The sequence below is a fragment of the Tateyamaria omphalii genome (assembly GCF_019802125.1).
In the GTDB taxonomy this organism is placed as follows: Bacteria; Pseudomonadota; Alphaproteobacteria; order Rhodobacterales; family Rhodobacteraceae; genus Tateyamaria; species Tateyamaria omphalii_B.
Window position 1 is genome coordinate 536,559 of the sequence record NZ_JAHVHT010000002.1, and the last position, 11,637, is coordinate 548,195.

The window sequence follows — 11,637 nt, forward strand, 5'->3', positions numbered from 1 at the left end:
CCTACTCGTCAGGGCCCACGCGGCCGCGCAGGGCCTTGACCTCACCCCGTTCCTTCTTGGCCTTCAGCCGCCGCTTTTTGGATCCAAGCGTCGGTTTGGTCGCGATGCGACGCTTGGGTTTGACCAATGCCTTGCGGATCAGGTCCACCAATCGCTGCCGCGCGATGTCGCGGTTGCGCGCCTGGCTGCGGGTTTCGTCGCATTGAATGATCAGCGCGCCTTCGGTGGTCCAGCGCCGACCGGCCAGCCGTTTGAGTCCGGTCTTGACCGGGCCGGGCAGGGAGGGCGAGCGCTGCGCCTCGAACCGCAGCTCGACCGCCGTCGCCACCTTGTTTACGTTCTGGCCACCAGGGCCGGAAGCGCGCACGAATTGCTCGCTCAGTTCCCAGTCTTGTATCGTGATGTCGTCGTTGATGCGTAGCATGGCGTTCGGTGCGGTCCTGATCAGGCCAGCCGACCCGATACGCTGATCGAATTGCCGGCGGGGTCCTTGGCGTTGGCAAAGACATAGCCATCTGCCTTGTGCAGCGACCCAAACTCAAGCCCCTTGGCGCTTGCAGCGCCGCAGAACGCGGCGACGTCTTCCATGGCGAAGACCAGTTTGACGAGCACCTGCCCCTGTTTGCGCCCCTTGCCCATCGGGTGCAGCAGCAGGGTCATGCCGTTGCCCGGTGGGCGCAGCTCGACGATCCGGTCGCCTTCCTCGACATGTGGGCTGTAGCCAAAATGGTCCGTATAGAACTGCGCCATCTCCTCCATCCGGGAGGTGTAGAGGACAAGGCTGCTGAGCGGTGGTGACATGGTATGTTCCCTTGGATCGAAAAAGGGCCGCCTGGTGTGGGCGGCCCTTCTCGAAATGTTTCGGAGGTTGTGCCGGTTAGATCAACCGACCAACTTGGCGGTCTGCGCCGCGCGGGGCTGCCCTAGCAGGCGACCTCCCAAGCTGTTCCGACACCTCTCTCCAATACCTTTCTCGACACTGGATCACCTCCTTTCAAATGTTGAACTCACATTTGATGGTGGCACAGTGCCTGCGAAAGTCAACGGATTTCAGCAGGCTCCGCCGCGCTTGCGGTGAACCAGCGGAAGGGTGCCAAAGCAATGAGCGCCAGCGACAGCTTGACCATCCAGTCGGCCACCGCGAGCGAAACCCAGAGCGGAACGGCGGGACCGACGCCCAGAAGCGGCAACACTTCGCCCGCCCAGGACACGTCGTTGCCGGGCTCGAGCCACATGAGGCTGCCGGAAAACGCGATGGTAAAGAAGATGGCCGTATCGACCGAGCTGCCGATGATGGTGGAGGCCAGCGGCGCTTTCCACCACGTACCGCGGCGCAGGGCCGAGAAGATGCCGACGTCGAGCAGTTGCGCTGTCAGGAAGGCGAGGCCGGAGCCGATAGCGATGCGGAAGGTGACGGCGGGGTAGGTGAACCCGTCTCCCTGGATCATGATCTGCGTGCCGATGAGCGAGCAGAAGACGCCGACGATGAAGCCGACAAAGACCACCGTGCGCGCAGGGCCTGCGCCGTAGACGCGGTTCATGATGTCGGTGACAAGGAAGGCCAGCGGGTAGGTGAACGCCCCCCAGGTCAGCCAGTTTCCGAACAGGAACTGGACGAGGATGTTCGAGGCCACGACGATGGCGGCCATGGCAATGATGCCGGGAAGGTGTGCGCGTGTCATATCTGGTGCCCGTTTTTGCAAGGTAGCGGCGACTTGGCCCGGCACCGTGCCGGACGGGCGTCTCCTAATCGCAGGTCGCACCGCCCGCAAGGGTTTCCGTCAGGGCGTATTCCACCAACTCGCTGCGTTGTACGGGCAGGAAGTTGTCGTCGGACACCATGGTCAGGCAGGTGGCGCCGCTCTCGGATTGCCAGATGGCGAGCCCTTCGAGGTTGTCGTGCTGCCCGACCGATGCCGTCAAAAGCGTTTCTGCGGGCACGTCCGGTGCATTCGGATCCATGCGGCGGATACGGCTGCGAAAGCCGAGCGGGGTAAAGGCGCGTTCGAGGATGTAGAGCAGCCCATCGGGTCCGATGTCGGCCCCGGCAGGCAGGAAAGGCCCGGTGCGCGGCAGTGTGGTGAGGATGTCCCATGCGCCGTTCCTGTATCGATAGATCGGAAAAGGGCGGTCCTTGGCGCCCGACCGTTCGGGCAGGGTGTAGAGGGTCCCGTCCTCGTCTGCGGCGAGCGCCTCGAGTGAGCCGTTGGGATGGTAGGTTGAAAAATCCGGGTGCGGGGGAATGCGCGTGCCATCGTGGGCAACAATTTCCGCTGGGCCCTCGTAGCTGAAATAGAGCGTGTCGCCCGACCGCGCGAGCCCTTCGCTGTCGCGGTCGGGGCGGGGCTGTGTGGCGGAGCCAATGTCTACCGTCAGCGCATCGCGGTCGAGGGCGAGTGTGAACAGCGCACCGCGATCGGACAGGACGATGGCGGCGTTGCCATCCTCCATCTCGATTGCCGACAGACCGCCGAAATCCGCCCGATCCGAGACCATGGTCCAGCTTCGGACGAAGGTCAGCGGATCGGCAGTTGCGGCGGCTGCGGTCAGGATCAGCGCGAGGCCAGAACGCCAGAGCATTGTTGCGGCAGGTCTCCGACACGAAGTTCGCGGCGTGGTCTTGGGGCTGGTGCGTTCGGGTCTGGTGGTGGTGGATTGAGGATGTTGTTCACCCATTGCTGTGCATCTGCACAGCCGTCGCCGGGCGGTGGGGCGGCCTGATCCACGCAACCGCGGGCGCCGCGCGGGCAGTTCAGCCGGACGTGGAAGTGGTAGTGATGTCCCCACCAGGGCCGCACCTTGCGCAGCCAGGACCGGTCGCCGGTTTCATCCTTGCACATCTGAACTTTGGCACCCGGAAAAACGAAAATGCGGGCCGTGCGGCTGTCGCTGGCGGCGGCCTTGATGATCTCGTGATGCGCCCGGGTCCAGTTGCCGTTGGTATAGGCGCCCGAGGACCGGCGGGTGGAGATGGAGGAGATGTTCTCGCGCTCGGCGGCGCTGAGGGTCAGATTCCGGGCGGGCAGCATCCAGATGTCGGCGTCGAGCCCGATCTGGTGGCTGCGGTGTCCGGTCAGCATCGGCCCGCCGCGCGGTTGGCTCATGTCACCGATATAGAGCCCTGACCATCCGGGCTGTTTGGCCGCAGCGCGGCTGAGGTCCTGCACGTAGTCCACAAGCTCGGGGTGGCCCCAGTTGCGGTTGCGGCTGAGTCGCATGGCCTGCCAGGTCGGCCCGGTTTCGGCCAGTTGCACACCGCCGGCCAGACACCCGCGCGAATAGCCGCCAAAGGCAGCTGAATTTTGGGCGGAGGCGCGCCGTTTGGCGCCGAATTGGCCCTTGGCTACATTTTGCAACGTGGCTGGATCCACGTCAGGGGTGGGTGCGCCCGAAATGTCGGTGCCCGCGCCGCTGGTGCAGGCGCAGAGCAAAAGGGCGGCGATCAGGGTACAGGAACGGCGGATTTTGACCATTTGGCGTGGTCTCCTTCGGGGTTCACGTAGCGCAGCAGCCAGAGGCCGAGAACGAACAGAGCGATAACCGGAATGTAACCCAATTGCGCACTGCCTGTCATGGTCGAGAAGAGCGCAATCATCATCGGTGCGAGAAAGGCCGTCGCTTTGCCGGACAATGCGAAGAGGCCAAAGGCCTCTGTTGGGCGTTCGGGATGGGTGTGGCGCACCATCATCGACCGGGATGCGGCATAGATCGCGCCGCCCGCGCCCCCGATGGCGGCACCGCAGATATAGAAGATGATGTCGGGCAGGGCCGAGCCTTCGGACAGTGCAATGACGCCAAAGAGGCTGATGCGGTTCATGCCCACAATGACGAGCGTGACAGCGATCAGGACAAAGCAGCAGAACTTGATCACGGGCTTTGGGCCGAGGCGGCTGTCAAAGATGCCGCCGATCTGGGTCGCGACGGCCGCGGTGATCGCGCCCACGATCCCGAACACGCCGATCTGAATGATGCTCCACCCCAGGATCAGCGTGGCATAGACCCCGCCCGCTGAATAAAGCGCGTTCAGCGCATCGCGGTAGAACATGGATGAAACGAGGAAGTTCAGAAGCGAACGGCGCTTCAGGGCACCCTTGAGGGATTGTTTGAGGTCCGCCATGGCATCAGAAATGCCGCCGGTTCGGTTGGCTTGCTTCGGTTCGCGGACCCACAGAAAGAAGGGGATCATGAAGACCGCGAACCAGATTGCGATGAAGGGCCCGACAGAGCGTGTGCCTTCACGCGCCCCGGCATCGAGGCCGAGTACCGGATCCAGCCCGATCAACGTCTTGCCGCTTTCGTTCTCTGCAAAGAGCAGCAGCATGATGAACAGGGACACCACGCCGCCCCAATAGCCAAGCGCCGCCCCGTTGCCGGAAATCTTGCCAACCTCGTCCTTGTCGCCCAGCGATGGCAGGATGGCGTTGACAAAGATCAGCATGAACTCGGACGCGATGAGGCCGACGTTGAATGCAATCAGGATGATGAACAGCGTCGACGCATCCGGGAACGTCCACCACAGCGCCCAGGTCATCGCGAAGTAGATGGCGCTGAACATCCAGACCCACGGCATGCGCCTGCCGGTGCTGTCGGCATATGCCCCGATCAGGGGCGCGGTGAAGGCGATGAACAGGCCTGCGATGGTCGACCCCCAGAACCAGAGGGCCTGGCTGGCGGCGCGGGCCGCTTTCGGATCGTCTGTCGTTGTCTCGAAATAGCCCAGCGACACGGCCGCAAAGTAGGGACCAAAGATAAATGTCAGCCCAAGTGTGTAAAATGGCTGCGTTGCCCAATCAAAGGCCATCCAGCCCCAAATGCGCTTTTTCAGGCTGATCTCTGCCATACCTCGTCCCCGTCTTTTTTTGTTGGCGCGACCAAAGCAGGACGGGGGCGTTGTGGCAAGGTAAGGTTTCCCTGCCTCAGGACAGACCAAGCCGCGCGAGAACGAACTGCGCCCGTTCCGCAACGCTCTGTTTGGGCAGGAGACATGTCTCGTACCCCAAGGCGGCGAAATGTGTCATCAGGCGGTCGAATTCTTCGACTGCCGCGTCGAACCCATGGGCCCGGTCTGCGTCCTGCACATAGATCTCTGGCCACGGCGGAGCGATGAAAACGGGGATCGCGTAGTGTCTTTGTGCACCAAGGCTTTCGCGCACGGCTGGGCCGTTTGTGTGCTCAAGCGCCACGGCGGCATCCACGACACCGCGGTCGAAGAACACTGGTTCTGAAGCGGACGTGGCCGCCTCAAGATCGGACAGGCCCATTGCAAGCGCGCGTTCGGCAAAGGCGCGAAGGTTGCGCCAGGGCAGGGCGTGGCCGGCCCCTTTGCGTTCCTCGGCAATGATGCGGCGGCCGGGTTCGGCCACTGTTGCAAACCCTTGGGCGCGCAAGTGTGTGAGCAGGGAAGATTTTCCACCGCTCGAGCAGCCACTGATCAGGAACAGGTTTGTGTTTGGGCCGGTCAAGCCACCGACTTGAGCTTGGGCGCCTGCGCATCCTGCATGGGCGGCCAGGGGCGCTGGGCCTCTGCCTTGATCCATGCGGTGATCCAGTCCGGTGTGGGTGGTGAAACGGCATCTTGCCCCATGGCGGCCAGAACCTTGGCGGGTGGGACGATCCCGTTCCTGTCTGTCACGGCAGAGCGGTAGAGCACGTGGCTCGCGCATTCGCCGTCGGGTTTCCACATGGACTGTTCCAGATAGGTGAACTTGTCGTCCCAGCACACCGCGCGGCTGCGCATCTCGAACGTCTGGAAGGCGTGCAGACGACGACGATAGCGCACGGACGACCCTGCCATCGTCAGGCCCCAGCGGTTTGCCTTGAGCGTGTCGATCAGTCCTGCCCGTTGGCCCAGACCAAGGCGCCCCAGATCATACAGCGTCAGGGCGCGGCCATTGTTCAATTCCAGGAACCCGTCGAGGTCCCAGGGCCAGACGCGGTGCTGCGTGACGTGCAGGTCGGTCAGGCCCAGCGGCGATTGCTTGCGAGCTTTGACCATTTCCTTGGCCAGACGAACGAATGGAAACATGGCATTTCTCCTTGCCGTTCTATGTGCGGCAGCGCAGCGAAAGTTCAATGGCGTGGCTCCCGTGACCTTGCGCCACATGCCCCTTCGCCCTAGGTCTGTGGCCGGAACAACAAAGGACCCCGCCCATGCTGGTGATCTACCAACTGCTCGACCTGATCCTGAGCGTCGTTTACGTGATCATGATCGTCCACATCATCATGAGTTGGCTGATCAACTTCAACGTGCTGAACATGCACCAGCCGCTTGTGGGGTCGATCTGGACCGGGCTGAACAAGCTGCTCGAACCGATTTACCAGCCGATCCGGCGGTACATGCCGGACACGCATCCGCTCGACCTGGCGCCGCTGGTGGCCTTTGTCATCGTGATCGCCCTGCGCAGCATCATCCTGCCCGCCATCTTCTTCTGATCTGCGCCCGGAAACTCTTGTTCACGGCCCGTTAAAATGTGAGTCTGTATTCAACGTGCAGACTACATAAAATTTGACAGGGTTTTCGAAGATGAGCGGCGCTGCCACGCTGTTGCGGGATGTATTCGGATTTGATGGCTTCCGTCCCGGACAGGAAGAGATCGTTGACGCCGTAGCCGCGGGTGACAATGCGCTCGCCATCATGCCGACAGGTGGCGGGAAATCCCTGTGTTTCCAATTGCCTGCGTTGATGCGGGATGGGGTGACAGTCGTCATCTCACCACTCATTGCCCTGATGCGCGATCAGGTCCGTGCACTGCAAGAGGCGGGGGTGCAGGCGGGTGCGCTCACCTCGGGCAATACGCCTGAAGAAACAGATGCGGTGTGGGAAGCGCTAGAGCGGCGGGAGTTGAAGCTGCTTTACATCGCGCCGGAACGTCTGGCCGCCGGGTCCGCAATTGGAATGCTGCGCCGGATCGGCATCAGCCTGATTGCCGTGGACGAGGCGCACTGCGTCAGCCAGTGGGGGCATGATTTCCGGCCTGATTACCTGCGCATCGGCGAGTTGCGTCGCGCCTTGGATGTGCCCTTGGCCGCGTTCACGGCGACGGCGGATGCCGAAACGCAGGTCGAGATTGTCCAGAAGCTGTTTGATGGTACCCAACCGCGCACCTTCCTGCGCGGCTTTGACCGGCCAAACATCCATCTCGCCTTTGCCGCCAAAAACGGGCCACGCGCGCAGATCCTGAACTTTGCCGCCGCGCGCAAGGGGCAGTCGGGGATCGTCTATTGCGGCACGCGGGCCAAGACCGAGACGCTGGCGCAGGCGCTGCGCGAGGCGGGGCACGCGGCGATCCACTATCACGGCGGGATGGAGGCGGACGACCGCCGCATCGCTGAACGCCGGTTCCAGCAAGAGGATGGTTTGATCGTGGCGGCCACGGTTGCCTTTGGCATGGGCGTGGACAAGCCGGACATCCGCTGGGTGGCCCATGCCGATCTGCCGAAATCCATCGAAGCCTATTATCAGGAAATCGGGCGTGCTGGGCGAGATGGAGCGCCGGCGGAAACGCTAACACTGTTTGGGCCCGACGATATCAAGTTGCGGCGCTCCCAGATTGACGAAGGGCTTGCCCCGCCCGAGCGGCGTATGGCGGATCATGCGCGGTTGAATGCTCTGCTTGGACTGGCGGAAGCGTTGGTATGCCGCCGCAAGACGTTGCTCGGGTATTTCGGTGAGGCAGACGTGGCCTGCGGCAAATGCGATCTGTGTGACCAGCCAGCCGAAGTCTTTGATGGGACCACAGCTGTGCGCAAGGCACTGTCGGCCATGTTGCGCACCGATGAGTGGTTCGGGGCAGGGCATCTGATCGACATCCTTTTGGGGATCGAGACAGACAAGATCCGCCAACGCGGCCATGACAGCCTGCCGACCTATGGCGTGGGCAAGGAATATTCCAAACCGCAATGGCAGGCCGTGTTCCGGCAGATGATGGGGCATGATCTGGTGCGGCCCGACCCGGATCGCTATGGCGCGCTGCGGATGACCGACGCGGCTCTGCCGATCCTGCGGGACGAGGCGAAGATCACGCTGCGCAAGGACACGATCAAGGCCGCCGCAGCCCGCCGTCCTGCCGTCAAGGCGATGGTGTCCGAGGAAGACGCGCCGCTCCTGTCTGCACTGAAAGCCAAACGCCGCGCGCTGGCCGAGGCGGCCAAGGTCCCGGCTTATGTGATTTTCCCGGACCGCACGCTGATCGAGATGGCGGAACGGCGGCCTGCGAACTTGGACCAGATGGCGCAGGTCAGCGGGGTGGGGGCAAAAAAGCTGGAGAAGTTCGGGCGTGCTTTCCTTGAGGTGATCAATGGCGAGGCAGAGGCGCTGCATCCGTCGCGCCGCAAGCTGGCGGGGCATTCGGCGGCCACGATCTATGACCAGCTCTTGGCGGTGCAGGCGGAATTGGCGCGCGGCGAAGACGGAACGGACAAGCCGCTGAGCTGCTCGGCCTCGCAACTTGCCAAGGTCGCGCAATTGCGGCCCGATGACGGTGCCGGGCTCGAACGGCTGCTCGGAGATCGCAAGGCGGAACGTTTTGGTCCCGCTTTTCTGGACGTGCTGCGGGCGGCATCCTAGATATGCCCAAACACTCGTGGGGGTAGGCACATGTTGGTGGTGATTTCGCCAGCCAAGCGGCTGGATTGGGCAGAACGGGATGTGGCAACGACCACTCCTGACATGCAGGACGACGCGGTGCGATTGGTGCGAACGGCGCGGAACCTCACGCTCGGACAGTTGAAGTCCCTGATGGACCTCAGCGACGATCTGGCCCGGTTGAACCGCGACAGGTTCAAAGCGTTCGAGGACGCTCCAAGGGATGAGGTGACACGTCCGGCGATGCTCGCCTTTGCCGGGGATACATATCAGGGGCTTGATGCCGCAACCCTGTCGGAGGCCGATACGGGGTATGCGCAGGATCATTTGCGCATTCTGTCGGGTCTTTACGGTCTTTTGCGGCCATTGGATGCGATCCAGCCCTATCGGCTGGAGATGGGCAGCCGATTGAAGACCCGGCGCGGTGCCTCGCTTTATGATTATTGGCGCAATGATCTGGCAAAGGCGCTGAACGGGCAGGCCGAAGAGACGGGAAGCGACACGCTGGTGAACTGCGCGAGCCAGGAATATTTTGGCGCGGTGCCGGAAAAAGCGCTGAAGCTGAAGCTGATCACGCCTGCCTTCATGGAAGACAAGGGGCAGGGTCCCAAGATCGTCAGCTTCTTTGCCAAGCGCGCCCGCGGGGCCATGGCGCGGCATATCATTCAGAACCGGGTTACGGACTTGGAGGGTGTGCGCAGTTTCGACACCGACGGTTACGCCTATCAACCGAACCTGTCGACCGACGCCAAGCCGGTCTTTGTGAGGCCCTACCCGGTCAGCTAGGCGGCTCCTTCCTCGGGGATGGTGTCGTCAAACGGGGGGAGAACGCCCACAGGGCACATGTCGTGCAGCATCCCGTGGATTTCCGGTTTGCGCAGCGGTTTTGTCAGGTAGTGGTCGAGACCCGCATCAAGAATGCCTCTGTCGTCGCCGTCCATGGCATGCGCCGTAAGGGCGACGATGGGCACATGCTCACCTGTGCTCTGTTCAAGTTCGCGAATCTTTGTCGTTGCTTCCTTGCCATCCATTTTGGGCATGGAAATATCCATGAAGATCAGGTCGGGTGACACCTGCTGAAACAGCTCCACAGCTTCGATCCCGTTATTGGCGAAATGCAGATCGATATCGGCAGACTTCACCATCTTTCCAAATACCAGCTGGTTGGTCTTGTTGTCTTCGGCCGCAAGCACCACCATGCGCCGCTTTTCTGGTGCGGGTGGCGGCGCGCCGTTGGTGCCGATCACAGGCCCGACACTTTCCAGCCGCGCAAAGAGGTCCGCGCGCGGCACCGGTTTCTGCATGATCGCGTGAAGGTAACGGGCGCCGGGATCATTCGTCGCAAAACTGGGGTTCGAGCTGAGCAGCAATATGGGTGTTTCGACGCCGCGTGTGCGGATCGTTTCGGCGAGCTCTAACCCGTCCATGTCGGGCATGTTGTGATCCGTCAGGATCAGGTCGATATCGCGCAATTGCTCCAGCGCCTCGGCCCCCGATGCGCAGCTCACAACACCCAGGCCCAACTGCTCAAGCTGCCGTTGAAGGATGGTGCGGTTGGCTTCGATGTCGTCCACGACCATGACCCGGCGCAGGCCTTCCGGCACAGGGGGGTGTTCGGGTAGCTTGTCCTCGCTCAACTGCAGCGGAATGCGGAAGCCAAACACGGATCCAATGCCCTCTTCGCTGCTGACCCAGACCTCACCCTCCATCAGCTTGACCAGCCGTTCCGAGATGGCGAGCCCGAGGCCGGTGCCATCGAACTGGCGGTTTCGCTCGTTCTCCACCTGATTGAATTCACCGAAGATGTGGTCGATCTTGTCCTCGGGGATGCCGATCCCCGTGTCTTCGATCACGATCGTGACTTCGGCATGTCCGGCCTCGAGGTCCGGCACTCCGGTGACGCGGACCAGCACGTGGCCCTCGTTCGTGAATTTGACCGCGTTGCCCATCAGATTGGTCAGGACCTGACGGATGCGGCCCGGATCGCCCACATACATGGTCGGCAGGAACAGGTCATAGTCCAAGAGCAGTGTCAGCCCCTTGTCGCGGGCCGAAGGCTGGAGCAGCATGATGATCTCGTGAATGCTGCGTTCCAGATCGAAAGGTTCGAGGTGCAATTGCAGTTTCTGCGCCTCGATTTTCGAGTAGTCGAGCACGTCATTGATGATGACCAGCAGCGCTTCACCCGAGTTCTTGATCGTATCGACATAGAGCTGCTGTTCTTCGCTCAGCCCGGTGTCACCGAGCAGCTCTGCCATGCCGACAACGCCATTCATCGGAGTGCGAATTTCGTGGCTCATGTTGGCGAGGAACGCAGATTTCGCGCGGCTCGCGGCTTCCGCTTCTGCCCGCGCGGTTTTCAGCTCCTGCTGGTAGCGCACGGATTCGGTGATGTTGAGGCCAAGTGAAACGATGTCCCCCGCAGGGCTCCGCCTGTCGACCAGTTTGACATATTGGTCGTTCCACAGCCGCACGGTCACCGGGTCGGGTTGTGGCTGCATCCAGCGGTCCAGCATCATCTGGCGCCATTCCTGACCGGGCATCCCTTCGGTGTCGACGATCCCCTCATCCGTGAGCACCTGCAGGATCGTCATGTAATTCACGCCGGGGCGGATCGCGTCGACTTTGTCGAAGATGGCCATGTAGCTTTCGTTGGCCGCAATCATCTGGTTGTCCGAGTTGAAGAAGGCAAAGCCATCCGTGATCGTCTGAACGGAATGCCACAGCCGGCGTTCGGCGATCTGCACCTTCTGATTGGCCTGGCCAAGCTCGGTCTTGAACCGCTCGTTCTCCGTCTTGACGGTGGCGACCTCGGCCCGTGTCTCGACGATTTCGCCCTGCAAGGCTGCCGCGTGCTTGCCCAGTTTGCGGTTGGCTGCCGACAGTTCGGCCTCTTTCAGCTCAAGCAAGCGCTCCGCCGCAAGACGCCCGCGCCGCTCTTCTGCCAGTTTGTTTGCAAGGCTCATATCTGCCCTCCGCCTCGAACACGCCATCCGGTATTTCACGAGGATGATGAAGAACGGCTTAACCCCTGGGCGAAAGCGTTGCGTGCC

Annotated in this window: 12 protein-coding genes; 3 read left to right on the forward strand and 9 right to left on the reverse strand. The window is 62.1% G+C overall.

Features of this window, described 5'->3' with window-relative positions; genetic code table 11:
- Window position 1: 1 nt before the first annotated feature.
- The 8 genes from arfB to KUV51_RS11665 all read right to left on the reverse strand — a co-directional run bounded on the left by arfB (window position 2) and on the right by KUV51_RS11665 (window position 6,025).
- Window positions 2–424 carry an alternative ribosome rescue aminoacyl-tRNA hydrolase ArfB gene (arfB, locus tag KUV51_RS11630; protein ID WP_222521788.1) on the reverse strand — a complete coding sequence of 141 codons (423 nt, stop codon included), beginning with the start codon at window positions 422–424 and terminating at the stop codon, window positions 2–4.
- Between the two features lie 20 nt (window positions 425–444).
- A complete protein-coding gene (locus KUV51_RS11635; RefSeq protein ID WP_222521789.1) occupies window positions 445–801 on the reverse strand; it encodes a VOC family protein in 357 nt (118 codons plus the stop codon).
- A gap of 239 nt (window positions 802–1,040) precedes the next feature.
- Window positions 1,041–1,682, reverse strand: a complete 642-nt coding sequence (locus tag KUV51_RS11640; RefSeq protein ID WP_222521790.1) for a queuosine precursor transporter — start codon at window positions 1,680–1,682, stop codon at window positions 1,041–1,043.
- A gap of 64 nt (window positions 1,683–1,746) precedes the next feature.
- A complete protein-coding gene (locus tag KUV51_RS11645) occupies window positions 1,747–2,580 on the reverse strand; it encodes an esterase-like activity of phytase family protein (protein ID WP_222521791.1) in 834 nt (277 codons plus the stop codon).
- Entirely contained in the window at window positions 2,553–3,473 is a 921-nt protein-coding gene (gene mepA, locus KUV51_RS11650; protein WP_222521792.1) for a penicillin-insensitive murein endopeptidase, read from the reverse strand. The genes KUV51_RS11645 and mepA overlap by 28 nt, the downstream gene beginning before the upstream one ends.
- Window positions 3,443–4,840 (reverse strand): MFS transporter, encoded by a 1,398-nt coding sequence (locus tag KUV51_RS11655; RefSeq protein ID WP_222521793.1) that lies wholly within the window; start codon window positions 4,838–4,840, stop codon window positions 3,443–3,445. Before KUV51_RS11655 ends, mepA begins: the two co-directional genes overlap by 31 nt.
- Window positions 4,841–4,916: 76 nt before the next feature.
- Complete coding sequence (locus KUV51_RS11660; RefSeq protein WP_261385787.1) at window positions 4,917–5,462, reverse strand: AAA family ATPase; 546 nt, start codon at window positions 5,460–5,462, stop codon at window positions 4,917–4,919.
- The gene (locus tag KUV51_RS11665; protein ID WP_222521795.1) at window positions 5,459–6,025 is read right to left on the reverse strand and encodes an acyl-CoA thioesterase; all 567 of its coding nucleotides are present in this window, start codon (window positions 6,023–6,025) and stop codon (window positions 5,459–5,461) included. Before KUV51_RS11665 ends, KUV51_RS11660 begins: the two co-directional genes overlap by 4 nt.
- Before the next feature lie 125 nt (window positions 6,026–6,150).
- On the opposite strand from KUV51_RS11665, the gene KUV51_RS11670 reads away from it, so the two are divergent.
- From KUV51_RS11670 to yaaA, 3 genes are all read left to right on the forward strand, one after another.
- The gene (locus KUV51_RS11670) at window positions 6,151–6,432 is read left to right on the forward strand and encodes a YggT family protein (protein WP_222521796.1); all 282 of its coding nucleotides are present in this window, start codon (window positions 6,151–6,153) and stop codon (window positions 6,430–6,432) included.
- 91 nt (window positions 6,433–6,523) lie between these two features.
- Complete coding sequence (gene recQ, locus KUV51_RS11675; protein ID WP_222521797.1) at window positions 6,524–8,566, forward strand: DNA helicase RecQ; 2,043 nt, start codon at window positions 6,524–6,526, stop codon at window positions 8,564–8,566.
- A gap of 30 nt (window positions 8,567–8,596) precedes the next feature.
- Entirely contained in the window at window positions 8,597–9,370 is a 774-nt protein-coding gene (gene yaaA / locus KUV51_RS11680; RefSeq protein ID WP_222521798.1) for a peroxide stress protein YaaA, read from the forward strand.
- On the opposite strand, the gene KUV51_RS11685 is transcribed toward yaaA, so the two are convergent.
- The gene (locus KUV51_RS11685) at window positions 9,367–11,550 is read right to left on the reverse strand and encodes a response regulator (protein WP_222521799.1); all 2,184 of its coding nucleotides are present in this window, start codon (window positions 11,548–11,550) and stop codon (window positions 9,367–9,369) included. The two genes, yaaA and KUV51_RS11685, sit on opposite strands and share 4 nt — an antisense overlap.
- Between the last annotated feature and the right edge of the window lie 87 nt (window positions 11,551–11,637).